The 25,812-nt window shown below is 68.0% G+C and carries 28 protein-coding genes and 1 pseudogene; 8 read left to right on the forward strand and 21 right to left on the reverse strand.

From position 1 onward, the window contains the following. Position 1 precedes the first annotated feature (1 nt). The 4 genes and pseudogenes from QFZ50_RS15345 to QFZ50_RS15360 all read right to left on the reverse strand — a co-directional run. Positions 2-265, reverse strand: coding sequence for a CDGSH iron-sulfur domain-containing protein (locus QFZ50_RS15345; RefSeq protein ID WP_307085621.1), 264 nt, complete (start codon positions 263-265; stop codon positions 2-4). Beyond that, positions 262-1,296 (reverse strand): iron-containing redox enzyme family protein, encoded by a 1,035-nt coding sequence (locus tag QFZ50_RS15350; protein WP_307085623.1) that lies wholly within the window; start codon positions 1,294-1,296, stop codon positions 262-264. Before QFZ50_RS15350 ends, QFZ50_RS15345 begins: the two co-directional genes overlap by 4 nt. Before the next feature lie 227 nt (positions 1,297-1,523). After that, the gene (locus tag QFZ50_RS15355) at positions 1,524-1,985 is read right to left on the reverse strand and encodes a DUF4383 domain-containing protein (protein ID WP_307085624.1); all 462 of its coding nucleotides are present in this window, start codon (positions 1,983-1,985) and stop codon (positions 1,524-1,526) included. A gap of 33 nt (positions 1,986-2,018) precedes the next feature. Next, a pseudogene (locus QFZ50_RS15360) lies at positions 2,019-2,897 on the reverse strand (manganese catalase family protein); the annotation flags it as partial. A gap of 284 nt (positions 2,898-3,181) precedes the next feature. On the opposite strand from QFZ50_RS15360, the gene QFZ50_RS15365 reads away from it, so the two are divergent. Genes QFZ50_RS15365 through QFZ50_RS15375 form a run of 3 tightly spaced genes read left to right on the forward strand, consistent with a single transcriptional unit; the run spans position 3,182 to position 5,231 of the window. Continuing rightward, the gene (locus tag QFZ50_RS15365) at positions 3,182-4,054 is read left to right on the forward strand and encodes a hypothetical protein (RefSeq protein WP_307085626.1); all 873 of its coding nucleotides are present in this window, start codon (positions 3,182-3,184) and stop codon (positions 4,052-4,054) included. Then, the gene (locus tag QFZ50_RS15370; RefSeq protein WP_307085628.1) at positions 4,054-4,506 is read left to right on the forward strand and encodes a phage holin family protein; all 453 of its coding nucleotides are present in this window, start codon (positions 4,054-4,056) and stop codon (positions 4,504-4,506) included. Before QFZ50_RS15365 ends, QFZ50_RS15370 begins: the two co-directional genes overlap by 1 nt. Then, entirely contained in the window at positions 4,503-5,231 is a 729-nt protein-coding gene (locus QFZ50_RS15375) for a DUF3618 domain-containing protein (protein WP_307085630.1), read from the forward strand. The genes QFZ50_RS15370 and QFZ50_RS15375 overlap by 4 nt, the downstream gene beginning before the upstream one ends. A 102-nt stretch (positions 5,232-5,333) precedes the next feature. Here QFZ50_RS15375 and QFZ50_RS15380 read toward each other — a convergent pair whose 3' ends face one another. Both QFZ50_RS15380 and QFZ50_RS15385 read right to left on the reverse strand, forming a co-directional pair. Next, the gene (locus tag QFZ50_RS15380) at positions 5,334-5,873 is read right to left on the reverse strand and encodes a cysteine hydrolase family protein (RefSeq protein WP_307085632.1); all 540 of its coding nucleotides are present in this window, start codon (positions 5,871-5,873) and stop codon (positions 5,334-5,336) included. A gap of 40 nt (positions 5,874-5,913) precedes the next feature. Then, complete coding sequence (locus tag QFZ50_RS15385) at positions 5,914-6,270, reverse strand: hypothetical protein (RefSeq protein WP_307085633.1); 357 nt, start codon at positions 6,268-6,270, stop codon at positions 5,914-5,916. A gap of 411 nt (positions 6,271-6,681) precedes the next feature. On the opposite strand from QFZ50_RS15385, the gene QFZ50_RS15390 reads away from it, so the two are divergent. After that, the gene (locus QFZ50_RS15390; protein ID WP_307085635.1) at positions 6,682-7,641 is read left to right on the forward strand and encodes a PRC and DUF2382 domain-containing protein; all 960 of its coding nucleotides are present in this window, start codon (positions 6,682-6,684) and stop codon (positions 7,639-7,641) included. Positions 7,642-7,836: 195 nt separating this feature from the next. Then, complete coding sequence (locus QFZ50_RS15395) at positions 7,837-8,286, forward strand: MarR family winged helix-turn-helix transcriptional regulator (RefSeq protein ID WP_307085638.1); 450 nt, start codon at positions 7,837-7,839, stop codon at positions 8,284-8,286. Here the strand turns inward: QFZ50_RS15395 and dnaB are convergent. The 6 genes from dnaB to QFZ50_RS15425 form a co-directional block, all read right to left on the reverse strand. Further along, positions 8,283-9,659, reverse strand: a complete 1,377-nt coding sequence (gene dnaB, locus QFZ50_RS15400) for a replicative DNA helicase (protein ID WP_104051917.1) — start codon at positions 9,657-9,659, stop codon at positions 8,283-8,285. The genes QFZ50_RS15395 and dnaB overlap by 4 nt on opposite strands. A gap of 805 nt (positions 9,660-10,464) precedes the next feature. Continuing rightward, on the reverse strand, positions 10,465-10,914 hold the full coding sequence (rplI, locus tag QFZ50_RS15405; RefSeq protein WP_104051916.1) for a 50S ribosomal protein L9: 450 nt from the start codon (positions 10,912-10,914) through the stop codon (positions 10,465-10,467). A gap of 17 nt (positions 10,915-10,931) precedes the next feature. Then, entirely contained in the window at positions 10,932-11,171 is a 240-nt protein-coding gene (gene rpsR / locus QFZ50_RS15410) for a 30S ribosomal protein S18 (protein ID WP_005273147.1), read from the reverse strand. Between the two features lie 117 nt (positions 11,172-11,288). Next, positions 11,289-11,864, reverse strand: a complete 576-nt coding sequence (locus QFZ50_RS15415; RefSeq protein ID WP_307085639.1) for a single-stranded DNA-binding protein — start codon at positions 11,862-11,864, stop codon at positions 11,289-11,291. 60 nt (positions 11,865-11,924) lie between these two features. Then, on the reverse strand, positions 11,925-12,230 hold the full coding sequence (gene rpsF / locus QFZ50_RS15420) for a 30S ribosomal protein S6 (RefSeq protein WP_043442549.1): 306 nt from the start codon (positions 12,228-12,230) through the stop codon (positions 11,925-11,927). A gap of 159 nt (positions 12,231-12,389) precedes the next feature. Further along, positions 12,390-13,673, reverse strand: coding sequence for a M18 family aminopeptidase (locus tag QFZ50_RS15425; protein ID WP_307085640.1), 1,284 nt, complete (start codon positions 13,671-13,673; stop codon positions 12,390-12,392). Between the two features lie 239 nt (positions 13,674-13,912). Between QFZ50_RS15425 and QFZ50_RS15430 the strand changes: the two genes are divergently transcribed. Continuing rightward, positions 13,913-14,548 carry a TasA family protein gene (locus QFZ50_RS15430; RefSeq protein ID WP_307085641.1) on the forward strand — a complete coding sequence of 212 codons (636 nt, stop codon included), beginning with the start codon at positions 13,913-13,915 and terminating at the stop codon, positions 14,546-14,548. Positions 14,549-14,645: 97 nt separating this feature from the next. Further along, complete coding sequence (locus QFZ50_RS15435; protein ID WP_307085644.1) at positions 14,646-15,095, forward strand: hypothetical protein; 450 nt, start codon at positions 14,646-14,648, stop codon at positions 15,093-15,095. A gap of 7 nt (positions 15,096-15,102) precedes the next feature. Here the strand turns inward: QFZ50_RS15435 and QFZ50_RS15440 are convergent, their stop codons facing one another. The 9 genes from QFZ50_RS15440 to QFZ50_RS15480 form a co-directional block, all read right to left on the reverse strand. Beyond that, positions 15,103-15,798, reverse strand: a complete 696-nt coding sequence (locus QFZ50_RS15440; protein ID WP_307085645.1) for a response regulator — start codon at positions 15,796-15,798, stop codon at positions 15,103-15,105. After that, positions 15,755-17,050, reverse strand: coding sequence for a sensor histidine kinase (locus tag QFZ50_RS15445; RefSeq protein WP_307085646.1), 1,296 nt, complete (start codon positions 17,048-17,050; stop codon positions 15,755-15,757). The genes QFZ50_RS15440 and QFZ50_RS15445 overlap by 44 nt, the downstream gene beginning before the upstream one ends. A gap of 46 nt (positions 17,051-17,096) precedes the next feature. After that, positions 17,097-17,975, reverse strand: a complete 879-nt coding sequence (locus tag QFZ50_RS15450; RefSeq protein WP_307085648.1) for an ABC transporter permease — start codon at positions 17,973-17,975, stop codon at positions 17,097-17,099. A gap of 2 nt (positions 17,976-17,977) precedes the next feature. Then, a complete protein-coding gene (locus QFZ50_RS15455) occupies positions 17,978-18,925 on the reverse strand; it encodes an ABC transporter ATP-binding protein (RefSeq protein WP_307085650.1) in 948 nt (315 codons plus the stop codon). Between the two features lie 148 nt (positions 18,926-19,073). Further along, the gene (locus tag QFZ50_RS15460; RefSeq protein ID WP_307086843.1) at positions 19,074-19,859 is read right to left on the reverse strand and encodes an ABC transporter permease; all 786 of its coding nucleotides are present in this window, start codon (positions 19,857-19,859) and stop codon (positions 19,074-19,076) included. Positions 19,860-19,945: 86 nt separating this feature from the next. Continuing rightward, positions 19,946-20,935 carry an ATP-binding cassette domain-containing protein gene (locus QFZ50_RS15465; RefSeq protein WP_307085652.1) on the reverse strand — a complete coding sequence of 330 codons (990 nt, stop codon included), beginning with the start codon at positions 20,933-20,935 and terminating at the stop codon, positions 19,946-19,948. A gap of 32 nt (positions 20,936-20,967) precedes the next feature. Then, positions 20,968-22,188, reverse strand: a complete 1,221-nt coding sequence (locus QFZ50_RS15470) for an MFS transporter (protein ID WP_373462282.1) — start codon at positions 22,186-22,188, stop codon at positions 20,968-20,970. A 168-nt stretch (positions 22,189-22,356) separates the two neighbouring features. Next, positions 22,357-24,039, reverse strand: coding sequence for an ABC-F family ATP-binding cassette domain-containing protein (locus QFZ50_RS15475; protein ID WP_307085653.1), 1,683 nt, complete (start codon positions 24,037-24,039; stop codon positions 22,357-22,359). Positions 24,040-24,084: 45 nt separating this feature from the next. Further along, positions 24,085-24,825 carry a response regulator transcription factor gene (locus QFZ50_RS15480; protein ID WP_307085654.1) on the reverse strand — a complete coding sequence of 247 codons (741 nt, stop codon included), beginning with the start codon at positions 24,823-24,825 and terminating at the stop codon, positions 24,085-24,087. Between the two features lie 102 nt (positions 24,826-24,927). Between QFZ50_RS15480 and QFZ50_RS15485 the strand changes: the two genes are divergently transcribed. Beyond that, complete coding sequence (locus QFZ50_RS15485) at positions 24,928-25,764, forward strand: alpha/beta fold hydrolase (RefSeq protein ID WP_307085655.1); 837 nt, start codon at positions 24,928-24,930, stop codon at positions 25,762-25,764. Positions 25,765-25,812 lie beyond the last annotated feature (48 nt).

The following is a 25,812-nucleotide window of genomic DNA, read 5'->3' on the forward strand; positions in this document are numbered from 1 at the left end:
CTCAGGGCTCCGAGCGGAACCCGATGAGCTTGTGCGAGCCGTCGCAGTAGGGCTTCAGGACGGACGCCCCGCAGCGGCACAGCGCCACCGTACGGCGCGTCCGGGGCAGCTCCTTGCCGTCGGCACCGAGGAGCTCGAAGTCGCCGCGGATCAGCAGGGGTCCGTTGGGACATGCGACGACGGACACGGGACTGGCGGCGCCGGAGTTCAACGCGCGCGCGGGCCCGGCCGCCTCTCCCGCCCCGCCCTGGACCTCCCCGCTCACGCGGCCATCGCTTCGGAGGGACGCAGGGACGAGCGACCGTCCTCCCAGGCGCCCATGATGTGTGCCGTCACGAGGGTGTCGACGGCGAGCGCCGCTGCGGCACCGAACAGCACGTCCGGCAGGAGGAGGGGATCGGATTCGACGAGTCCACCGGCCATGTCGCGGCCGGCGATCTGCTCGTGCACGGCGTCGGCCTCGACATGCTCGTCGAAGTACCCCGTCGCGGGCTCGCCGTACCCATGCCGCGTGAAACCACGCGAGTACAGGCGGTTCGGCTGGGAGGACGTCATCTCGTAGGCGGCGAGGTGCCCCACGATCGCGCCCCGCAGCCGGCGGTTGAGCCCGAAGAGCGACATGAGGTTGTTGGAGGCCAGCGTGATGGCGGGCACGGCGTCGAGGTAGGCACCGTAGGTGTCGTCCATCCCCAGCTCCCGCAGGGTCCGGGCGAAGAGCACCGAGTGCATGCGCGCCAGCAGGCCGTTGCCGTACTCGTCGGCCTGGATCTCCACCAGCGCGGCCTTCGATCGCCCGGCCAGTCGCGGAATGGCCCAGGTGTGCGGGTCGGCCTCCCTGAGTTGGGAGATGGACCTGTGCACCAGGAACTCGCGCAGCTGGTCGGCCGTCGCGGACTTCGCCACGAAGCGGGACATGCTGGGCCCGGTGTCCTCACCGGTCATGCGGAACAGCTCCGCGCAGACTGCTTCGCTGGTGGCGTCGGGCAGTGCACCGACGACCGCCTCGGCGCGGACCCGCGCCTCGAAGGCCGCTTCGATCCGCTGCCGCACACCGAGCAGGCGGGTATTCCACTCCCACTCGTCATTCACGCCGTCGATGCCGCTGTAGTGCAGTTCGTACAGGCAGAAGAGTGTGAGCTGGAGGTCGTCGTCCAGCAGGATGTCGGGGGTCCGGGACACAGCCGCCTCGACGACGGTCTCGAGGTGGGACAGGGCGTCCCCCGCCGGGTCCACGGTGCCGGCCATGACGGCCAGGAGCAGGGCACTGGCTTCGCCGCGTGGTGAGGGTTGCTTCATCGAGGACCTCTTCTGTCGGGTTCGGCCGGCGGGCCGGACATCGAAGGCAAGCCTACTTCCCTTCTCCGACACAGCGCCCACCCGGCCCCATCCGGTCCCCACCCGGGATGGGAACGACGACGCCGGACCGGTGGCACCAGGGGTACCGCCGATCCGGCGTCATCATTGCTGCTTCCGGGACGGTGGCTCCGGAAGCACCGGGTCACCCTTCAGAGGGTGCGCCGCGATCAGGCACGCCTGGACCTGTCACGGGCACCGCGGCTCAGGGCGAGGGCAAGCCCGATCATGCCGACGGCCAGGAGGAAGTGCAGCCAGTTGTCGGCGGTGTTCACCGGGACGAAGTTGGCGGACGATTCCTGACCGATGACGAGGCCGTAGATCCACAGGACGGCGTAGATGATGCCACCGACGAGCAGGTACGAGCGCGCTCCGGAAACGGTCCTCGCCATCGCGAGCCCGGCGATGCCGAACAGCAGGTGGACGATGTTGTGCAGGATCGAGACCTGGAAGATGCCGAGCAGCATGGCCTCCGACTGGTGTCCGGCGAACATCATCGTGTCGTAGTTCGAGGTGATTCCCGGGATGAACCCCAGGATCCCGACCAGCAGGAACACGATCCCCACTGCCTGTGCAGCGCGCTGCAGGGTGGTCCGGCCACCCTCCACCGTGCGGTTGTTCGGATTTGCCATCAGGATCTCCTTCTCTTGGGGTGACTCGAACGGTTATTCGCGGTTGAGCTTGTCCTGCACGGTGCCGGCCATCTTCTCGACGGTGTTCGGGATCTCCGTGGTGCCGTAGAAACGGGAATCGGGGTGGGTGGCCGGCGGCATCGGCGCGCTCGTCGTTGGCCCCTCGTGGTAGGTGAACTCACCCTTCCCATCGGGCGTGGGCCCGGAAGCCCAGCTTCCCTCCGCTGCGGCCTTGCCGTCGGAGAAGTTGAGGTACTGGTAGGAGACCTCCCTGGCCTCCTTCTTGAGCGGGAAGTTGCTCGGCACGGGAAGCTCCTCGATCTTCGCTTCCTGGAGTTCCCGGGCGGCGGCGGTCCACTGGTTCTGGTGCATCGTGTCCCGGGCCAGCAGGAAGGACAGCATGTCCCGGATCCCGTGGTCGTCGGTCATGTGGTACAGGCGGGCCACCTGCAGGCGGCCCTGCATCTCCGCGTTCGCGTTCGCCGTGAAATCGGCGAGCAGATTCCCGCTGGCGGTGACGTAGCTGCCCTGCCACGGATTTCCCATACTGTCCACGGGACGGGCCCCGGCCCCGGCGACGATCGCGTGCTGCAGATCGGTGCCACCGAGCACCGCCGCAACGGTCGGATCTGCCTGGACGGCGTCCTCGGTGATACCCAGGGGCGCCTTCTCGAGCAGCTGGGCGATCATCGTCGCGAGCATCTCGACGTGGCCGAACTCCTCCGCGCCGATCCCGAAGAGCAAATCACGGTACTTACCCGGGATATGCGCGTTCCAGGCCTGGAAGCTGTACTGCAGGGCGACGGTGATCTCCCCGTACTGGCCGCCGAGAACCTCCTGGAGCTTCCGGGCGTAGACGGCGTCCGGCTTGTCGGGGCTGGCCTTGTACTGGAGCTCCTGCTTGTGGGAAAAACACTGATGTTACCTCCCACGTAGCGACAACCCGAGGTTGGACCCGCTCCTTCTGGAAGCGGCCGCAGGCGTCCTCTTGTATCGACGGTAAGTACGACCCTAGGATTTTCGGAAGTTACTAAGCGTACTTATTTAGAGCTTGCACAATCCCCAGAAAGGGCTTGCATCAGGGAATGTAAGCATGCTTAGCTTTGGTGATACGTCCAGCACGAGCTGCCGGACCGTCGTATCGAGAACACGATGGAGCGTCCGCTTTAACGGCAATATCAACGTTAGGAAGAACCATGACTACGCAGAATTGGCCGCAGGATCCCCTGGTTCCCTCCACGACCGGCAACGAGTCGTCCACGTCGAACCTCGGAGCAACCGAGCTCGGCACCACGGGAACCACTGGTGGGAACTCCGGCTCTGACGATTCCAAGACCTCCGTCGCCAAGGATCAGGCCAAGCAGGTCGGCCAGGACAGCAAGGCCGCCGCCAAGAACGTGGCCGGCACCGCCGCCTCCGAGGCCAAGAACGTGGCCGGCACCGCCGCCTCCGAGGCCAAGAGCGTCGCGGCTGAAGCCGGCTCCCAGGCCAGGAACCTGCTCGGCACCGTCACCTCCGAGGTGAAGAGCCAGGCCGGCTCGCAGCAGCAGAAGATCACCGAGGGCATCCGCGGCATCGCGAACGAGCTGAAGTCGATGGCCGAGAAGTCGGACAACCACATGGTGGCCGGCGTCGTCCGGCAGGCCTCGCAGCGCTCGGAGACCGCCGCGGACTGGCTGGAGGGCCGTGACGCCTCCGACATCCTCGAGGACGTCAAGGCCTTCGCGCGGCGCAAGCCGGGTACGTTCCTGGCCATCGCCGCAGGGTCCGGGCTCATCGTCGGACGCCTGACGCGAGGCTTCACCGGCAACCACTCCTCGGACAACAGCACCGGCAGCCAGGGATTCACCTCGACGGGCACCTCCACGGGCACCTACCCCGGCTACACCGAGGTCGACACGGACGCCTACAGCGGCACGCCCGCCACCGCCGGTTTCGACGAGACCACGCACGGGCAGCACGTCGCCGGGTCCAACCCCGCCTTCGTGGACCCGACGGACGACTACCCCACCATCCCGCCGGGAACCCCTCCCGTGCGTACCCTCCCGAATGACGGGGGTCTGCGCTGATGAGTGAGGCATACACGGGCGGCGCACACCAGGCCGCCGCACCCCCGCCGTCGGAGGCGGAGCAGCGCTCCGCCAACGCCTCGGTGGGCGAACTCCTCGGGGAGGTGACGAAGGACCTCTCCAAGCTCATGCGCCAGGAGGTGGCCCTGGCGAAGGCCGAGGCCACCGAATCCGCGAAGAACGCCGGAAAGGGCGCGGGCATGTTCGCCGGCGCCGCAGTAGGCGGTCACTTCGTCCTCCTCTTCCTGTCCCTCGCCCTCATGTGGGGACTCGGAGCGCTCATGCCCCTGGGCTGGGCCGCCGTGATCGTGGCCGTCATCTGGGGCATCATCGCCGCGGTGCTGGCGCTGCAGGGCAAGAAGGAAGTCAAGAAGGTCAAGGGCCTCCCGCAGACAGCGGAGACCGTCAAAGAGATCCCGCCGACACTGAAACCAGGTGAGCAGACACGATGAGCCAGACACCAGACGAGATCCGCGCAGATATCGAACGCACCCGCCAGGAGTTGGGAACCGACGTCGACGCCGTCGCGGACAAAGTGAACCCGGCGAACATCGCGCATCGCCAGACCGAGAAGGTCAAGCACAGCTTCAGCAATGTGAAGGAGACCGTCATGGGCAAGGCAGAAGATGTCAGGGATTCCGTGGTCGGCAAGGCAGAGGACGTGGCCGGCACCGTCAAGGACAAGACAGGGCACGCGAGGGACGCTGCAGGCAGCGGCCTCCACAGTGGAATCGGCAGCGCCCAGTCGACCACCGGAGCGGCCAGGGACACGGCCCATCATGCGGGCCAGGCCGTCCAGCGCGCGCCCCGGCAGATCAGCAGCAAGGCGGCAGGCAATCCCCTTGCCGCCGGGCTGATCGCCTTCGGCGCCGGACTGCTGGTGGCGTCGCTCATCCCCGCCAGCCAGAAGGAGCAGCAGGCCGCCTCGCAGCTCAAGGAGCAGGCCGCCCCCCTGAAGGAGAAGGTCGCGGAGGCAGCGAAGCAGGTCGTCGAGGAGGTCCGGGAGCCGGCTCAGGAAGCCGTCCAGGCCGTCAAGGAGTCGGCCGCCGATTCCGTGCAGACGGTGAAGGACGAGGGCCAGCACGCCGTCGGCGACGTCAAGAGCGAGGGCCAGCACGCTGCCAGCGACGTCAAGGGCAGCGCTCAGGACGCCAAGTCCAACGTGCAGCAGCGCTGACACACCGGCACTGATCGACGGAGACCATCGGGTTCCACCCGATGGTCTTCGTCGTCCAGGGCACCGCCACGCCCTGGAGACGCTCGGCGCCCGAGACGGTGTTCAGCGCAGGAGCGCCTCGGCCTCCTCCTGGCCGATGATGGCTTGCCGGTACTCGACCGACAGGATCTCGAGCATGGCCTCGGCGTACTGATGGTTGGTGCTGCCGATGGCGTCGAGCGCATAGCTGACTCGGAAGTCGCCGGCGAAGGCGTCCGCTCCTGTGTGCGCCACACAGTTGTGTGTGGACACCCCCGCGAGGACGAGCCGCTCCACGCCCTGCTCCCGCAGGCGTTCGGCGAGGTCGGTCCCGAAGAACGCACTGTCGCGGGTCTTCGTCAGGGTCTCCAGCCCGTCGACCCGCAGACCGTCCACCGGGTCCGCCTGCCGCGAGCCATGGAAGATGAAGCCCTGGTCGTCGTCCAGCATCGAGAGGGTCCACGTGGAGCGGTCCCTGAGGTGCTCCGTGCGCACCAGGAGGACGGGAGAGTTCCCGTGGTGTGCGGCGTCGATCAGTCGGTTGCAGGCACCGACCAGCGCGTGCTGCACGCGGGCCAGCATGGCGTCCTCGAAGAAGGCGTTCTGCATGTCGATGATCAGCAAGGCTGTGGCGCCCCCTGCTCCGGGCACATCGGACACGGCGTCAGAGAGCGGCATCGGGTTCGCGGGCGGCGCTGCCGGCCAGGTCGACCACCGTGGGGTCCTCCTGCGGGCGTGCCGCCTCCGCGAAAGCCGGGACGGGGCGCTCGGCGACGAAGGGCACGACGAGCTCCTCGAGGACGTCCGGTCCGACGGAGGGTGCCTCGGCGTGGCGCCGCACTTCCGCCTCCGTCATGTTCGCCGCCTGGGCGATCTGCAGGTAGGTGGAACCGGCGGCCAGTGCCTGCCGGATCGCTTCTCCGCAGGCCAGCACGAGCCGGTCGTGCTGGAACTCCGCGTCCTCGAGATCCGCTGCGGCGATCATGACGTTGTTGATGTGTGGGGACCGTGCTGTTGGCATGGTTACCCTTTCCGGGGCTTGCAGAACCTGCCGGCCGGTGGCCCAGGAGGCGAAGACCGCTTCGCTGCTGGACGGTCTCGGGAGACGTCATAGCGGATGCTTCGCTCTGAATCCATGCACTGGCTCGGTTCGGGGATTTTCGGCCGGTGGCTGGACCTTCCTGTCATCATACGGAAGCACGCGCCGGCACGAAACTCGCGGGAAACCGCGGATCTTCGGCCGCTGTCCGGCGCGGGTCCGCGTGAGTGGCGGGCACTGGTCCACTCCGGGATCGGCCGATAGACGCTAAGCATGCTTCCAATTAACTACTAAGTGTGCTTACTCTAGAGGCCGTTGACTCGCAGGGGCTTCGGCCCTGGTGCAACTGGAATTCCATACCCCTCGCATGAGATGGCTCAGAAGGAGAAGGAAATGATTACTCAGGAACACATCGACACCCTGCTCGGCAACGGCGGCAACGTCCTCGGTTCTGATGGTGAGAAGATCGGCTCGATCGGACAGGTCTACCTGGACGACCAGACCGGCGAGCCCAGCTGGGTCACGGCCAAGACGGGCCTGTTCGGCACGTCGGAGTCGTTCGTTCCCCTGCAGGGTGCAGACGTCGAAGGCCATGACGTCCGCGTGCCCTACTCGAAGCACCAGGTGAAGGACGCCCCCCGCATCGAATCCGACGGGAACCTCAGCCCGGAGGAAGAGGACCGCCTCTACCGTCACTACGAGATCGGCGGCGGCACCAGCGGGCACACCGACACGACGCGCACCCACTCGGGCACCGACACCACGACGACCACCGGCACCGTCGGACAGGGCGACCGTGACGTCGACATCGACACCACCTCGGGCCGCCACGCCGGCGTGACCGGCACCCACTCGGGCACCGACACCCACACGGGCCGCGACGCCGACCTCACGGGCACCCACTCGGGCACCGACACCCACACGAGCCGCAACGCGGTGGGTCACGACACCTCCGGTCCCACGACCGATGAGGCGATGACCCGCTCGGAGGAGCAGCTCCACGTCGGTACCGAGCGTCGTGAAGCCGGCCGCGCGCGCCTGCGCAAGTACGTCGTGACCGAGAACGTCACCGAGACGGTTCCCGTCAGCCGCGAGGAAGTCCGCGTGGAGCGCGAGCCCATCACGGACGCCAACCGCGGTGATGCCTACGACGGACCGGCCATCAGCGAGGAGGAGCACGAAGTAGTCCTCAACGCCGAGCGCCCCGTCGTCGAGAAGGAAACCGTGCCCGTCGAGCGCGTACGCCTCGACAAGGAGACGGTGACCAGCAACGAGACGGTCAACGGCGAAGTACGCAAGGAAGAAATCGAGGTCGAGGGCGCGGATGACACCCGCCACGGCAAGAACCTCTAGGTAGCGCTGCGCTGCGAGGAGGGCCCGGAGCTGCGCTCCGGGCCCTCCTCGGCTTCCGGGCCCGCTCCCGGCCGACACACCGGCCACGGACCCCCGGGTTGCCCAGGACTCACTGCCTCACGATGATAAGCATGCTGTCTATTTGGGCCAAAGTTGTCTACAGTAAGTAGTAGGTACACAAAGGATTCACCGCGTATGAACCAAGGGGAAGGACACGCCATCGTGCCGGAGTTGAACGATTGGTCGACCAGCCGCCTGCTAACGACCGCGGCCCGCATCGTCGAGCACTCATGGAACGAGAAACTCCTGGGGATCGGCATCACGCACGCAGGATTGACCACGCTGGGAGTGCTGGAGCGGGAAGGGACCCTCACCGGCGTCCGCCTGGCGCAACTCGTCCACGTGCAGGCACAGACCGTAGGACGCACCCTGGACCGACTGGAGAAGCGGGGCCTGGTGACCCGCCTCCGCAACACCGCCGACCGCCGAAGCCAGCGCATCACCATCACCTCGGCCGGCTTGAAAGCCCTGGAGCGGGCGAAGAACATCGAGAACGAATTGATGGCCGAGGACGGCCTCGCGTCGGAAGACCTGCGCGATCGGCTGAAGACGGTCATCAACGAGCTCGGTCCGAAGAAGGACTAGTAGCCGCCGCCGTCCGCAGCCATGTTGTTGAAGCGCGAGTAGTGGCCCTGGAAGCCGACCACGAGGGTCTTGGTGGGTCCATTACGGTGCTTCGCGACGATCACGTCGGCCTCGCCCGCGCGCGCCGACTCCTTGTCGTAGACGTCGTCGCGATGCAGCAGGATCACCATGTCCGCATCCTGTTCGATCGATCCGGACTCGCGCAGATCGGAGACCTGGGGGCGCTTGTCCGTCCGCTGCTCGGATCCACGGTTGAGCTGTGACAGCGCGACCACCGGGACGTTGAGCTCCTTGGCCAGCAGTTTGAGTGCGCGCGAGAACTCCGACACCTCCTGCTGGCGGGACTCCACACGCTTCCCGGACGACATCAGCTGCAGGTAGTCCAGCACCACGAGCTTGAGGTCGTGCCGCTGCTTGAGGCGGCGGCACTTCGCCCTGATCTCCATGAGTGACATGTTCGGGCTGTCGTCGATGAACAGGGGTGCGTCGTTCATGCGTCCCATGGTGGTGGCGATCTTGCCCCACTGCTCGTCCTTGATCGTGCCCTTGCGCAGGTCCTGCAGACCGATCGTCGCTTCGGCCGAGAGCAGGCGCATCGCGATCTCGTTGCGGCCCATCTCGAGGGAGAAGAACACCGTGGCCATGTTGTGCTTGATGGCGGCGGAGCGCGCCCAGTCGAGCGCGAAGGTGGACTTGCCCATGGCCGGACGTGCCGCGACGACGATCATCTGGCCACCGTGGAGGCCCTGGGTCAGCTCGTCGAGTTCGTAGAAACCGGTCGGCACGCCGGTCATGCCCTCCCCACGATGACCCGCGGACTCGATCTCGTCGACGGTCCCCTCGATGATGTCCTTCAGGGCGACATAGTCCTCGGCGGTACGGCGTTCCGCCACCGCATACACCTCGGCCTGAGCGGCATTGACGAGGTCGTCCACCTCGCCGTCGTTGGAGTAGCCGAGCTGTACGATCTTGGTTCCCGCGTCCACCAACCGGCGGAGCACGGCACGCTCACGCACGATCTCCGCGTAGAAGCCCGCATTGGCCGCCGTCGGCACGGACTGGATGAGCGTATGGAGGTAGGCGGGCCCCCCGATGCGGGAGATCTCCCCGCGCTTGGTCAGCTCGTCGGAGACCGTCACGGCGTCGGCCGGCTCGCCGCGCCCGTAGAGGTCGATGATGGCCTCGTAGATGCTCTCGTGGGCCGGCCGGTAGAAGTCGAGCCCCCGGAGGACTTCGACGCAGTCGGCGATGGCATCCTTCGAGAGCATCATCCCCCCGAGCACCGACTGCTCCGCGACGAGGTCCTGTGGAGGCGTGCGCGAGAACTCCGGGCTACGTGTGTCCGTCGATGAATCTGCATGTGCCAGGGACACTGAAGGGCCTTTCTCCTGCTGTCGAAGCGGTGCTCGCCAGGGCGGTCCACCGGATTCCCGGGGCGAGTCTGACAGGACAGGCCTATCACCCGCTGCCCTCACTATTGGGAATCTCCGGCAACGGTAGCCCCCCGCATGGAGGCGGCCAAGCGCTATCCCAACAGGGGGTGTGGGTAAGTGGATAGATGCTGTGGATAGTGGGCCCTATCTTGTGCACAGGATGGGGACAACCCTTGTGGACAGTGAACTTTCTTTCCGCTGAAAGCCGCTCTGACCTGCGCAAACGTTATCCCCGGGGTGTGGATCGAATCTATTTTCCGGGGCGCTCCGTCCACAGGGACACTGTTGACAACTCCCTCCGCGAGGGTGCGGCAGGTGCGCCTTCGGCCCATATTCCGGCGCCGCCACCCTTCCGTTCCTCACGGTTCGCGCCACAGTCAGCCCGGACGAGGGCATATGAACCCCGGGGTACTCCTCAGCCCGGTGTCAAACCACCGCACCAGTCTCCGCGGCGCATGTTTTCCGGCACTGCATACCCGCAGGCACATATTCCAGCGGGACGGCACGGCACGGCTGGACCCGCCGGCCTCCTCCGCCGTCCACGCCGGCGACCGGGAAGGACGGTGGCCGGCAACACCCGGGACGCACGGGACGCTCGGGACACCCGGCACGCTCGGTGCGCAGGAACGGACGACCTGCCCGAAGCGCACCGGGAATAGCTCCCCGAGGAGTCCGAGGACACCCCTGAACGCAGGAAGCCCCCGCCATGGGCGGGGGCTTCCTGGTGGACCTGGGTCGCGAGCTACTAGCTGGCGACGACGTCCAGGTCGATGACTGCTGCTACGTCCTCGTGGAGACGGACGTTGGCCTGGTACGAGCCGACCGACTTGATGTGAGCCGGGAGTTCGACCTTGCGCTTGTCGATCTTGCCGAGACCTGCGGCCTCGACGGCCTTGGCGACGTCGTCGGCCTTGACGGTGCCGAACAGGCGGCCGGAGCCACCGGCCTTCACGGTCAGGGTGACGGGCTTGGCCGACAGTGCGGCCGCCTGGCGCTGGGCGTCCTCGAGCGACGCGTGCTCGCGGGCGGAGCGGGCAGCCTTGATCGACTCGACCTGCTTCTCGCCACCCTTGCTCCACGTCAGGGCGAAACCGCGGGGCAGAAGGTAGTTACGTGCGTAACCGTTCTTCACCTCGACGACGTCGCCTGCTGCACCGAGTCCGGTGACTTCCTGGGTCAGAATGAGCTTCGACATTGTGTTGGTCCCTTTCCCTAGCCGCGGCCAGCGCCGGAGTACGGCAGCAGCGCGACTTCGCGGGCGTTCTTGATTGCCTGGGCGATCTTGCGCTGCTCCTGCACGGTCACGCCGGTGACGCGACGGGCACGGATCTTTCCGCGATCGGAAATGAACTTACGCAGCAGGGCTACGTCCTTGTAGTCGATGACGGTGACGTCAGCGGCCTTCAGGGGGTTGGACTTTGGTTTGGGCTTACGGAGTTCAGCCTTAGCCATCGTGGTGCTCCTTTTACTGTTGGAGCCCGCAGAACGATTCTGCGGGATGGGAGGTGCCAGTTCCTCGCGGAACTGCGGCAGGGGTTCCGGGAACGGGACCGCACTGCCTGGGAGATGCTAGAAGGGAGGCTCGGAGTCGGCGCCGTTGCCCCAGCCCTGCGAATTTCCGCCGGAGGGCGCGCCCCACGGGTCATCCGCGGGCTGGGCCTGCTGGCCGCCGCTCCAGCCGGAGCCGCCGCCCTGGTTGCCACCGGAGTTGCCGCCGAAGCCGCCGCCCTGGTTGCCACCGGAGTTGCCGCCGAAGCCGCCGCCGTTCCCGCCGCCGGAGCGCTGGGTACGGGTGACCTTCGCGGACGCATAGCGCAGGGACGGACCGATCTCGTCCACCTCGAGCTCCATGACGGTGCGCTTTTCGCCTTCTTTGGTGTCGTACGAACGCGACTTGAGTCGGCCCTGCGCCACCACACGCGTTCCCTTGGTCAGGGTCTCGGCGACGTTCTCGGCCGCTTCACGCCACACCGACGCACGGAGGAACAGCGTTTCGCCGTCCTTCCAGTCGTTGGTCTGACGGTCGAACGTACGAGGAGTGGACGCGATGGTGAAGTTGGCGACCGCCGATCCCGACGGCGTGAACCGCAGCTCGGGGTCGTTGGTGAGGTTGCCGATCACCGTGATGACTGTCTCGCCTGCCATGGTGCCTCCTTGAGTTCCTGTCCGCCGGAGCGGGGTGGATGGATGAGGGATCTGCCGAGACTACTCGGCGGAGACCTTCTGCTCCTCGGGGCGGATGATCTTGGTGCGCATGATCGTCTCGTTGAGGCTCAGCTGGCGGTCGAGCTCGGAAGCCACGGCCGGGGTCGCGGTGAAGTTGACGACGGCGTAGATGCCCTCGGTCTTCTTCTGGATCTCGTACGCAAGGCGCCGGCGTCCCCAGATATCCACCTTGTCCACAGTGCCGCCGCCGTTGCGGACGACATTGAGGAACTTCTCGAGTGTCGGGTCGATGGAGCGTTCCTCGACATCGGGGTCGATGATTACCATCAATTCATATGCACGCATGTGTGAACCCACCTCCTCTGGGCTAAGCGGTCGCGGTCTCTCCGCAACAGGAGGTTCTTTAGCGTTGATCCGGCCGCCGTCCGCGGTATTTACCGCCGACGGGCTCTGGCACAGACGTATCAATGTTACCGGACGATCCACCGGGGGCGAACTCCTGCCCTACCGGCCGTCGCGGAAGAAGGTGGCCGTGGCCGCAGCGAGGTGTCCCGGGTCGTCGACGCCGCACAGTTCGCGCGCCGAGTGCATGGACAGCAGGGGCGTTCCGACGTCGACCGTGCGGATGCCCAGCCTCGTGGCCGTCAGCGGTCCGATCGTGGATCCGCAGGGCATGACGTTGTTGGAGACGAACTCCTGGTAGGGCACGCCGCTCGCGCGGCACAGCTCCGCCCAGTAGGCGGCACCGGGCGCATCCGTGGTGTACCGCTGGTTGGCGTTGATCTTCAGGAGCGGCCCCCCGTTGAGGACGGGCAGGTTCGCGGGGTCGTGGCGCTCCGCGTAGTTGGGGTGCACGGCGTGCCCGGCGTCGGCGGACACGCAGAACGACGACGCCAGCGCGCGCAGGCGCTCCTCCGTCCCGGCACCGAGGCCGAGCGAGATGCGCAGCAGCATGTCCTCGAGGAACGGCCCGCTCGCACCGGAACGGGACCCGCTGCCGACCTCCTCGTGGTCGAATGCGGCGAGTACCGCGATCGGCCCGTCCGCCTGCTCGTCCGAGGCCGCAGCGATGATCGCCGTGAGACCCGCGTGCACGGAGGAGAGGTTGTCGAGCCGGCCGGACGCGAAGAATCCGCCCTGCGCCCCGAAGACGCGGGGTTCCTGCGTGTCGGCGACGACGACGTCGAACCCGCCCACCTCCCGCGGATCGATGCCGGCACTGCCGGCGAGGAGCCCGAGGAGATCTGCGTCCGCGGGGTCGCCCAGGCCCCAGACGGGGTTCATGTGGCGTTGCTTGTCGAGGCTCAGGCCGTCATTGACGGCGCGGTCGAGGTGGATGGCCAGTTGCGGGAAGCGCAGCAGCGGCCCGGTGGCGACGAGGTGCTCGCTGCCGTCGCGCAGGGTCAGCCGGCCCGCGAGGGCGAGTTCGCGGTCCAGCCAGGAGTTCAGGAGCGGTCCGCCGTATACCTCGACGCCGGCCTGCAACCAGCCGTACTTGCCCGTGGTGGGCCGGGGCTTGAGCTTGAACGACGGCGAATCCGTGTGGGCGCCGAGGATGTGGAACCCGGTGGTGGGACCGGCGCCCGAGGGGACGGCCCAGGCGATGAGCGCGCCGTCGCGGAGCACGAAGTACCGTCCTGAACCGCCCTCCCAGGCGTCCTGTTCCCGCAGTTCACGGAAACCGGCCGCGGCGAGGCGTCGCCCGCCCTCCGCCACGGCGTGGAAGCTCGACGGCGAGGCCGCGACGTAGGCGCCGAGGTCCTGGATGTGCGCGGGTGCTGAAGTCATCCTCCGATTCAACCAGATATGCGCGGATGGGCTGCTGGAGGGGCCGGCTCTGCCTGTCTTCGACCCCCGCTTCGCTCTTTCTTCGGTTTTCACGCGGTCTTCGGATTTCCTTCGCCGAGGATGCACGCGAAACGCAGGCTGCGGTTTAGCTTGCGCGATCAGAGTGGATACCAGAAGAACCGGGACCCACTGGGGGTGCCGGACGGCACACCACCAGATTCCAGGAAAAGGGTCTCACCATGGCACGCATCTCCCGCATCACCCTGAAGTCCACCTCCGGCAAGGTCCTGGCCTCGGTCGCCCTGCTCGGTGTCGCCGCCTCCGTCGCAGGCCTTGGCACCTATGGTTCCTTCACCTCCACCACCTCCGCCAGCGAGAACGTCACCGCCGGCTCCGTGAACGTCGCCCTCGGCGCCGAAGGCACCGCCGCCAACCGCCTCACCGTCGCCGCCACCGGCATCGTCCCGGGCGACTCCATCCAGCGTGCCGCGACCCTCACCAACACCGGCAACCAGAACTTCGGCGGCGTCACCCTCAGCACCACCGCCGTCGGCACCCCGACCCTGCTCACCACCGACGCCCTCAACGGCCTCCAGGTCACCGTCGACGCCTGCACCGTGCCCTGGACCGAGACCGGCACCGCCCCCGCCTACACCTACACCTGCGCCGGGACCACCACCACGGTCCTGCCGACCCGCCCGATCATCGGCACCGACGTGGTCCTCAACAACCTCGCCTCGGTCACCAGCACCAAGGCCGACAACCTCCGCGTCACCGCCACCCTGCCCACCACCGCCGGCAACACCTTCCAGGGCCTGGCCAGCACCGTGAACCTCGCCTTCACCGCCACCCAGCGCGCAGCCACCAGCCGCTAACCCCCCCCACCCCCGGCGCCCAGGACCCCCACGTCCAGGACGACAGGGCACCGGCGTCTCCACCGGACACCCGCAGCCAGCACGAGGAAGGACGACCATGAGCCGGCACCGCGCCCCACGCCGACTGCGGCGGGTCCGCTTCCTCGTGCGGGTGCTGATCGCCGTCGTGGTGTTCACCTGCGCCCCGACGATCGCGCAGGCCGCCTTCTCCGGTGCGGCGACGGCTCCGATGAAGGTCACGGCCTATACAGTGCCGGCTCCGGTGGGGATGACCGCCTCGGCGAACTGTCCACCCTTCTCGGGAACGATGACCGTGGCAGTCACCGATTTCGGCGCGGTGGACCGGGCGACGTCCTACACGCTGACACTGACGAAGCCTGGGACGACCACGGATGTCGCACCGCCGCAGGAGCTGAAGGTGGGCCGGACGGCGACCTTCACCGTGCCGAGAGGATTCCTGCAGTACCCCACGTACACACTGAGCATTCGTGCCAACGTCGGCGCATGGACAGGCAAGCAATCCCTCGTGAGGGATTTTTCCTGCTGATCGGCCCTCAGTGCGCCGGACCCGGCACCACGATCCCGTTCTCGTAGGCGTACACGACCGCCTGCACGCGGTCCCGTAGGTCCAGTTTCGTGAGGATGCGCCGCACGTGGGTCTTGATCGTGGCTTCCGACAGGAAGAACAGGGCTGCGAGTTCGGCGTTCGAGAGCCCCCCGGCGATCGCCTCGAGCACTTCCCGCTCCCTCGGCGTCAGTTCCGCGAGCCGCCGGTCGGGGACGGTCGCCGTCGCCTGTGCCGGCGGCAGCGACCGGACGTAGGTCTCGAGCAACCGCTGGGTGACGCGCGGTGCGACGACGGCGTCTCCGCTCGCGACGATCCGCACCGCGTGCACCAGGTCCTCGGGTGCCACGTCCTTCAGCAGGAACGCCGACGCTCCCGCCTGCAGGCCCGAGAACGCGTACTCGTCCAGGTCGAAGGTGGTCAGGATGATGATGCGCGAGCCGGAACCCGAGGCGGTGATCTGGCGGGTGGCCTCGATCCCGTCGCCGAAAGGCATCCGGACGTCCATCAGCACCACGTCGGGCTGAAGCTCCGCCGCGAGACGGACGGCTTCGGCTCCTGTGGACGCCTCACCGGCGATCTCGAGGTCCGCCTCACCCTCGAGGATCAGCCGGAAGCCCATCCTCAGCAGGGGCTGGTCGTCAGCGAGCAGAACCCTGATGGGCGCGCTGTGGTCGGTGGTCATCGTTCTCTCTCCCCCGTTGGTCTCCCGTTCCGCTGTCGGCGCCGGGAACTGTCAAGTGCACCTCCGCGATCCAGCCGCCCGACGGTCGGGGTCCGCATTCCACCGATCCGGCGTAGATGGCGGCGCGCTCCCGCATCCCGGCGATGCCCTGGCCCGAGCCGAGGGACACGGTCGGACCCATGGCGCCCCGGCCGTCGTCGGCGACGCGCAGGGTGACTTCGTCCCCGGTGCGGGCGATCGAGATGTCCACCAGAGTAACGCCCTTGCCGTACCGCAGGACATTGGTCAGCGACTCCTGCAGGATCCGGTACACCGTCAGCTGGAAGGCGGGATCGTCCGGCAGCCGCGGGCCGCTCGTGGTCACCCTGAGTGGCAGCCCGGCCGCCCGGAATCCGTCGAGGAGCTGCGCGAGGGAACTCGACGAGGGCAGTGGCCCGAGGGTCTCGTTCGCGGCCTCGGCACGGAGGACCCCGAGGACCCGTCGCATGTCCGCCAGGGCGGTACGGCCCGTGCCGGACAGCTCCCCCAGGACCGCGGTGGCGCGGTCTGGATCGCGCTTCATGACGACGGCGGCGCCGTCGGAGAGCGCCACCATGACCGTCAGTGAATGCGCGACGACGTCGTGCATCTCCCGTGCGATCCTGTTGCGCTCCCCCGCGGACGCCAGCTCGGCGTTGCGGGCGGCCCACTCGCGCAGCTCGCTCTCGTGTTCCCGGTCCCGCCGCACCGTGATGCCTACGCCGGTCGCGATCCCCATGAACATCGCGATGAAGCCGCTGAGCAGCCACACCACACCCGGTGCGCCCTCGAACGCGCTGACCGGGATGAGGAACAGGGTGCTGACCGAGCAGACCGTCGCCACTACCGCTGCCACGAGCGTCGGCCGCAGCGGGTAGGTGGCGGCCACCGTGTACAGGGCGAACATCGTCGCCACGCCGCTGCTGCCCCCGCCCTCGGTCAGGACACTGACGGGGACGTCGAGGACCGAGACGAAGGCGAGGACGAGCAGCGGCCGGTCGCGCCGGAAGGCCAGCGCCGCGGCCGCCAGGACCACGCCGGGAAGACCCACCCAGTTGTCCGAGTCGATGATGAGGAGGAGGGCGCCGGGAAAAGCGAAGAGGACGAACACGATGATGACCACCGTGTCCATGGCCCTCGGATGCTTGCGGAAGAACCGACGGAACGGACCCAGGCGTCGGGCGTTGAGCTCCGTGAAGGAGACCGCGGGCGTCCGGTCCGCGGTCTCCCTCATCGGGCGATTCTCACTCAAGGGTCGGGTCCATGGGCGTGAGGCGTTCCTAGACGTCCCGCTTCTTGGTAACGAGGAGGGACACCACGAGGAGCACGAGCGCCCAGGCGCCCATCACGAGGCCGCCCTCCCACTGGGTGAGGGCGTCACTCTCCGTCGTGATGGCGACGAGCCGGTCACCCGCGTTGGTGGGCAGGAAGCGGGCTGCGTCGGGTATCCAGTCGGCCAGTCCGGAGAGGAGGTTCACGATGATCAGGGGGACCACGAAGAACAACGCGACGGCCGTGACCACGCCGCCGGCGGTGTTGCGCAGGAGGGTGCCGATGGCCATCGAGATGATGGCGATGAAAGCGAGGTAGGTGCCCGTGTTGAGGATGCTCGGGAGGACACCCTCGGTCGACAGACTGAAGTCGAGGTCAGAGCCGAGGATGGGCTGCGCCACCAGATAGGAGAGGAACGCGGATCCTGCGCCGACGACGAAGGCCACCAGCGCCACGATGACGCTCTTTGCCAGCAGTGCCGGCACGCGCTTCGGCACCGCGACCATGGTGGAGCGGATCATGCCCGTCGCCCACTCGGACGCGATCAGGACGACGGCCAGCGAGGCGAAGAGCAGCTGTCCGAAGATCAGCCCTGATGAGGGGATCATCAAGGCCTGCTCGGCGGGGTCGAAGCCCTGGGGAGGGCCGCCCGGGGGGCCCCCGGCGGAGTCGAAGTCCTGCTGTGTCATCGAGAGGGCCCAGGCCGCGAGTGCGGCGAGTCCCACCATCACGATGACGGTCGAGACGATGAGGATGACGGTCGAGGGGACGGTGGTGACCTTGATCCACTCGGATTTCAGCACCCGGCCGAATGTCACTCCCGGTCCGGACTCGCGGTTCGGCCGGGGCCGCTGCTGGGCGGGGGCGGGCGAGGTCGACGTTGCCATGGTCAGCGTCCTTCCACTGGTGCGGCAGCCTGGTCGGCGGTCGGCAGGTCGTGCGAGTGGTACTCGACTTCGGTCTGGGTGAGTTCCATGTAGGCGTCCTCGAGGGACACCTGCAGGGGCGTGAGTTCGTACACGAGGACGCGTTCCCGCAGCGCGGTCTCCGCGATGCGGCGGGGGTCGACGCCGGTGATCTCGATCAGCTCGGGTTCGAGGACCTGCGCGGTGACCCCCTCGCCGGCGAGGCTGCCGAGGAGATCCTGCGGCCGGTCGGCCCGCACCCGCACGCGGGCCCTGCCCTGTCCGTCGATGATCGACTGGATGGGGGCGTCGGCGATGATGCGGCCGCGCCCGATCACGATGAGGTGATCGGCGGTCAGGGCCATCTCGGACATGAGGTGGGAGGACAGGAAGACCGTGCGGCCCTCGGAGGCGAGGCCCTTGGCGAGGTGGCGCACCCACTGGACGCCCTCCGGGTCCAGGCCGTTGACGGGCTCGTCCAGGATGACGGTGTGGGGGTCCCCGAGGAGCGCTGCGGCGATGCCGAGGCGCTGGCCCATGCCGAGGGAGAAGCCTCCCACCCTCTTCTTCGCGACGGGACCGAGGCCCGTGAGCTCGATGACCTCCTTGACCCGGCTGTTCGGGATGCCGTGGGTGGCTGCCATGGCGCGGAGGTGGTTGTACGCGGAGCGCTTGGTGTGCACGGCCTTGGCGTCCAGCAGTGCACCGACTTCGCGCAGCGGTGCTCCGTGCTGGGCGTAGGGCCGCCCGTTGACGGTCACACGGCCGCCGCTGGGGTTGTCGAGACCGACGATCATGCGCATCGTGGTGGATTTGCCGGCACCGTTCGGGCCGAGGAAGCCTGTCACCTTGCCGGGCTGCACGGTGAAGGAGACGGCGTCCACGGCGGTTTTCGCGCCGTACCGCTTCGACAGGGCCTGAGCCTCGATCATGGTGCGTCCTTTGACTGGAGGGGGTTCGGGCGGTCCCGCTGCTGCGGGACCGGTACCTCCAACAGTAGGCCTGGGGCCGGTGGGTATCACCGGCCCCAGGGATGATCACGGGCGGACGGGCCGTACCCCTTTCGGACGACGCCTCCGGTCAGCGGCTGCTGATGAGGGTGAACTTGCGGATGCACAGTGGAATGAAGACCACCAGCATCAGGGCGGCACCGATCAGCACGGTCAGCACCGCGTTCTGCATCGGCCAGACGTCGGGCGCCGGCACGGTACCCGTGTTGCCGAACAGTTCGCGGGCGGCCTGTACGAGAGCCGAGACCGGGTTCCAGTTGGCGAAGGTCTCGAGGGCGCTGGGCAGGTTCTGCGACTGCACGAATGCGTTCGAGATGAACGTGAGCGGGAACAGGATCATGAAGGACGCGTTGTTGATGACCTCCGGGGACTTCACGGACATGCCGAGCAGGGCCATCACCCAGCTGAAGGCGTACGAGAAGAGCAGCAGGAGCCCGAGGCCCGCGAAGAAGCTGCTCATGGACGCGTTGACGCGCCACCCGACCACGAACCCGGTGGCCATCATGATGACCACCGACAGCGCATTGAGTACGAGGTCGCTGTTGGTCCGCCCGATCAGTACCGCGGAGGAGCTCATCGGCAGGGTGCGGAACCGGTCGATGATGCCGTCCTTCAGGTCCTGGGCCATCGCCGAGCCGGAGAACGTGGAGCCGAAGATCACCGTCTGCGCGAAGATGCCCGCCATGAGGTACTGCGTGTAGTCACTGCCCTCCACCTGGATGGACCCGCCGTAGATCTGGCTGAACAGCAGCACGAACATGATCGGCTGGAGGACGGCGAAGATCAGCATGTCCGGTGAGCGCTTCAGCTTCGTCAGGTTGCGTTTGGTGACGGTCCAGCCGTCGGAGAACCACATCGACAGTTCGGACGGAGCCTCGGACGCGGCGTCGCGCGCCCTGGACCGCTGGTTCTCGGGCTGCCGGCCCTCGGGTGCCAGGACGCTCATGCCGCCGCCTCCTTCTGCGTTGCCGTCTCGTGTGTCTCCTCGGTCCGGTGACCGGTGAGCTTGAGGAAGACGTCGTCGAGGCTCGGTCGCCTCATCCCGGCGTCGTGCAGTTCGATGCCCGCCTCGCCGAGATCCGACAGGATGTACTGCAGGGCGCGGGGGCCGTCGGTGACCGCGACCTCCACGGTGCGGCCGTCCCCACCGACGCTCGGCTCGCCGTCGCCGTGGCGCCCGAGGATCTCGCGGGCGAGCGGGGCGTCGGGGGCCTCGACGAGCGAGACCACCACCCGGTGTCCGCCGATCTGGGCCTTCAGCTCGTCCGCGGTCCCTTCGGCGATGGTCCTGCCGCCGTCGATCACCGCGATGTCGTCCGACAGCTGGTCCGCTTCCTCGAGGTACTGCGTGGTGAGGAGCAGCGTGGTGCCGTCGCGGACGAGGTCCTTGATGATGCCCCAGAGTGCGAGGCGGCTCCGGGGGTCCAGCCCGGTGGTCGGCTCGTCCAGGAAGAGGATCTTCGGGTTGATCACCAGTGCACCGGCCAGGTCGATCCTGCGCCGCATGCCGCCGGAGAAGCCCTTGACCGGCCGGTTGCCGGCTTCCGTCAGCTCGAACTGGTCGATGAGCTGCTGCGCCCGGTGCTTCGCCTCACGGGCACTCAGGTGGTAGAGCCTGCCGACCATCTCGAGGTTCTCGAAGCCGGTCAGTCCCTCGTCGACCGCCGCGTACTGCCCGGAGACGCCGATGATGCGCCGTGCTGCCTTCGGGTCCCGCAGGACGTCGATGCCGTCGATGTGCGCCGTGCCGGAGGTCGGCTGGATGAGGGTGGTCAGGATCTTCACCACGGTGGTCTTGCCGGCACCGTTCGGGCCCAGCAGGGCCTTGACTGTTCCCTGGGGAACGGAAAGGTTCATGCCGTCGAGCGCGTGGACGGGCCCGCTCTTCGACGAATAGGTCTTCTTCAGACTTTCTGCCTCGATAATCGCCATTCCAAAAGGGTAGGACCGCCCCTTCGGCGAACCTAGGGACTTCGGTCAGATGCTGTCCGCAATGGCTCGTCGCTCTCGACCGGCCGTTCACGGGCTGCAGGGGCCACGAGGAAGGAGGCGAGCACGGCGACACCGACGGCCAGCAGGGCGTTGCGGATACCGACGACGTCGCCGAGGAAACCGATGAGGGGCGGCCCGGCGAGGAAGGCGGTGTAGCCGATGGTGGCGACGACCGAGACGCGCGCGGCGGCACGCGTCGGATCATCCGCTGCCGCCGACATCCCCATGGGGAACCCGAGTGCGGCGCCCGCGCCCCACAGGATGGCCCCGACGCCCGCCAGCGGCACGTTCGGTGCGGCCACGAAGATCACGAGGCCCACGAGGGAGGACCCCAGGCTCGCCTGCAGGACCCGCACGCGTCCGAAACGGTCGATCAGGGGGCCGCCCAGGAACCGCACCGTCGTCATCGCCGCGACGAAGACCGCGAACATGACCGCTCCGGTGCTCTCGGTGGTGCCGAGCCCGTCCACGCTCGCCTTCGCCACCCAGTCGTTCGCGGCGCCTTCGGTCAGCGCTGCCCCCAGCACCACGAGGCCGATCAGCAGGGTCCGGGCTTCGCCCCATGCACCGAGCCCCCGCTGGCGGGTGCCGTCGTGCTCCGGTGCGGTCGGGGCGTCGTCCGCCGTCGTCTCGGGCAGGAAGTGGCGGGGCGTCCACAGGGAGACGGCAAGGCTGAGCACCGCTACGGCGACGAGATGCGCGGACAGCGACACGTCCATCGCCGAGAGCCCGGCGCCGACGAGGGCGCCCACGAACGCGCCGCCGCTGAACGCGGCGTGGAAGCGCGGCATGATCGTCCGGCCCACGAGGCGCTCGACGTCGGCCCCCTCGATGTTCTGTCCCACGTCCCACAGGGCGATCCCGCACCCGAACAGGAACAGGCCGACGGCGACCACCGGCACGGACACGATGGCCAGGCCGACCGCGACGGACGTGGCAGCCACAGCGGCGGCCGTGCCTCCGATCCGCACGGTGTTCCCGGTGCCGAAGCGGGCCGAGATCACTCCCGCGAGGGGGAGGGACAGCATCGAGCCGACGGCACCGACCAGGAGGAGGGTGCCGATCTGGCCGGCTCCGAGCCCCAGCGTGTCCGAGGCGGCGGGGATGCGTGCGGCCCAGCTCGCGAAGACGAGACCGTTGAGCCCGAAGATGGCGTAGGTGGCGATCATGGCGGCTCGGACGGCAGGTTTCACTCTGCCACCGTAGGCGGCAGCCGCCGTGGTCCACAAACGTGGTTCACGGACGTGCTCCACGACCGGGAGCCGACGCCGCCAACGGGTTGTCCACAAATTGTGGACAACCCTGTGGATGACGTTGTGGAGGGCCTGTGGAGGGACTGGGGAGTGCGGGGCGGCTGCGGCTCAGCGCGCCCGGACCACCCTGCTCTCGTCCCACACGGGTTCCTTCGTCTCGTACACCTTGCCGTCGGACCCGAACACGAGGAACCGGTCGAAGCTGCGGGCGAACCAGCGGTCGTGGGTGACGGCCATGACGGTTCCCTCGAAGGCGCCGATGGCCCGCTCGAGCGCCTCCGCCGAGTGCAGGTCGAGGTTGTCCGTCGGCTCGTCGAGCAGCAGGAGGGTGGCTCCGGAGAGCTCCAGGAGCAGGATCTGCAGCCGCGCCTGCTGACCTCCCGACAGGGAGTCGTAGGGCTGTTCGGCCTGCGCGGCCAGTCCGTAGCGGTCGAGGACGGCGGATGCGGCCTCACGGCCCAGCCCCGACCGGTGCTCGTCGCCCCGGTGGAGGATGTCCACGAGGGTGCGGCCGAGGAGGTCCGGCCGCGCGTGCGTCTGCGCGAAGAATCCGGGCCGGATGCGCGCCCCGAGCTTCACGGAGCCCTCGTGCGGCACGGCGGCGATGTCGACGTCGGACACCGGCTGGTGCTCCTTGTCCGGGTCGGATCCGCCGGCGGCGAGCAGCCGCAGGAAGTGCGACTTCCCGGAGCCGTTGGAGCCCAGCACCCCCACGCGGTCCCCGAACCAGATCTCGGTGCTGAACGGCTTCATCAGTCCGGTCAGTTCGAGCTTCTGGGCGACGACGGCGCGCTTGGCGGTCCGGCCGCCCTGCAGGCGCATCGACACCTTCTGCTCGAGGGGGATCGCCTCGGGTGGACCGGCCTCGAGGAACTTCGCGAGACGGGTCTGCGCCGCGTGGTACCGGTTGGCCATGTCGGAGCGGAACGCTGCCTTGTTCTTGTACATGTTGACGAGTTCCTTGAGCTTGAGGTGCTCCTCGTCCCAGCGCTTGCGCAGTTCCTCGAACCGCGCGTTGCGGTCCTCACGCGCCTTCAGATAGGTCTCGAAGCCGCCGCCGTGCGTCCACGAGGACGCCCCGAGCGCCCCGGGCTCCAGGGTCACGATGCGCGTTGCCGCGTTGGCGAGCAGCTCACGGTCGTGGCTGACGAAGAGCACGGACTTCTTCGACTCGCGCAGCTTCGCCTCCAGCCAGCGCTTGCCGGGGACGTCGAGGTAGTTGTCCGGCTCGTCGAGGAGCAGGAGCTCGTCGGGGCCGGAGAACAGCGCCTCCAGCACGAGGCGTTTCTGTTCACCGCCCGAGAGCGACGACGCCGCCCGGTACTGCGCGCGGTCGAACGGGACACCGAGGGCCGCCATGGTGACCTCGTCCCACGTGGTCTCGAGCTCGTAGCCCCCGGCGTCGCCCCAGTCGGCGATGGCCTGGGCGTACTTCATCTGCGCGGGCTCGTCGTCGGTCTCCATCATCGCGAGTTCGGCGTCGTCGATCCGCGTGGCGGCCGCGGCGAGCGCAGGCGGCGCGGCCGAGACCAGGAGGTCACGGACGGTCGTGTCGTCGCGCACCTGCCCGACGAACTGCCGCATGATCCCCATGGAGCCGGAGCGGCTGACCGCCCCCTCATCGGGGGCGAGATCTCCGGAGATAATGCGCAGGAGGGTGGTCTTGCCGGTGCCGTTCGGGCCTATCAGGGCCGTCTTGTGGCCGTCGCCCACCTTGAAGGCCACGCCGTTGAGCAGCTGCCTGCCGTCGGAGAGGAAGTAGTCGATACCGGAGACGTCGAGATGGGCCACGCATCCAGTCTTCCATCCGGGGGCAAACCCGGAGCCCCCTCCCGGTCAGCGCCCGGTGTCGCCCGGCATCATCCGGTACCCCACGCCGCGCACGGTCCGGATGTAACGGGGGTTGCTCGTGTCCTCGCCGAGTTTCTTGCGCAGGTTGCGGATATGCACCTCCACGAGGTGGTGGTCCTGGCTCCAGCCGTCGCCCCACACACGGTTCAGGAGTGCCTCGCGCGTCCACACCCGCTGGGCGCCCGTCAGCAGGGTCTCCAGGAGATCGAACTCGATGCGCGTCAGCGCGAGTTCCTGCCCGTTCAGGGCGACCACGCGCCCCTCCACGTCCATGGTGAGATCGCTGTGGCGCAGGAGGGCGTTCCCGTCCGGTTCCGTCAGCTGCGGGGTGCCGGCACCCGCACCCGTCCGGGGCCTGCGGAACATCGCCGAGACGCGCGCCGAGAGCTCCCGGGGGCTGAAGGGCTTGCCGATGAAGTCGTCGGCGCCGATCTCCAGGCCGATCAGCCGGTCGATCTCGTCCTGGCGGGCGGTCACCATCACGATGTAGGCGTCGCTGGAGGCCCTGCACTGCCGGCACACCTCGACGCCGTCGAGGTCCGGCAGGTTGAGGTCGAGCGTGATCAGATCGGGCGCGTACTCGGCGAGCGCCGCCAGGCCCTCGAAGCCGGACCGGGCCTCGACGGTCGTGAAGCCGTTCATGCGCAGCGTGGTGGCGAGCAGTTCGCTGATATCCGGATCGTCCTCGATGATCAGCGCCGTGCGCTGGGACGTGGGAACGGACATGAGACAAGAGTTCCACATCCGAGGGCCGCAGGTCGCCCCGAGATGCCGATTCCCCTCAACGAATCCGGAGGAACCGCTCCCCGGCACCCGTAGACTGCCGGGATGCAATCGACGACCCTCCGGACTGTGCAGGTGGACGGCTTCACCGTCCGTATCCGCACGACACCCGGACCGGAGAACCCCACCTCCCCACGGAGCCCGTACGTGCTGGTCCACGGACTGGGCATGACCCACCGCTACTTCGACCGCCTCCGCGCGGAACTCGCGGCCGACGCCGTCGTCCACGCGGTGGACCTCCCGGGGTACGGTCCCTCGCCCCGCCCCCGCACCCACCTCGGCGTCGAGGACCACGCCGGGTTGATCGTCGAGGCGCTGGCCGCCCTCCGTGTCGGTTCCTGCACGCTCGTGGGGCACTCGATGGGCGTGCAGTTCATCACAGCGGCGGCGCTGAGGGCGCCGGCCCTCGCGGAGCGGGTGGTCCTGATCGGTCCGGTGGTGGACAGGCAGCGACGCACCATCCTGCAGCAGGCCGTCTCCCTCGGGCACGACACGTTCCGCGAGAGCCCGTCGGCCAACGTCATCGTGTACGGCGACTACCTCCGGACGGGCCTGCGCTGGTACGTGCGCCAGTTGCTCCCCATGATGCAGTACCCCCTCGAACGCGCCGTCGAGCAGCTCCGCTGCCCCGTCCTGGTGGTGCGCGGCGGGCGCGATCCGGTGGCGCGAGGACGGTGGAGCCGGGAGCTCGCAGCGCGTGCGCGGGACGGCGTGCTGGTGGAGGTCGACGGGCAGGCGCATGTGGTCCAGCACTCCGCGGCGCGCGTCGTCGCCGCACAGATCATCGCTTTCGCCGTGCGGACGCCCCGTCTCCGGGCCGTCGTCTTGCCGCAAGCTTCGGACGGGCCACCGGGAAAACTTGAATTTTCAAGTGCATCATAGAGTTGTTGCGGCTGATCCCGTCCCGTGCTTCATCGATCAGCTGCAAGG

It is taken from the genome of Arthrobacter agilis, assembly GCF_030816075.1.
Lineage (GTDB): Bacteria > Actinomycetota > Actinomycetes > Actinomycetales > Micrococcaceae > Arthrobacter_D > Arthrobacter_D agilis_E.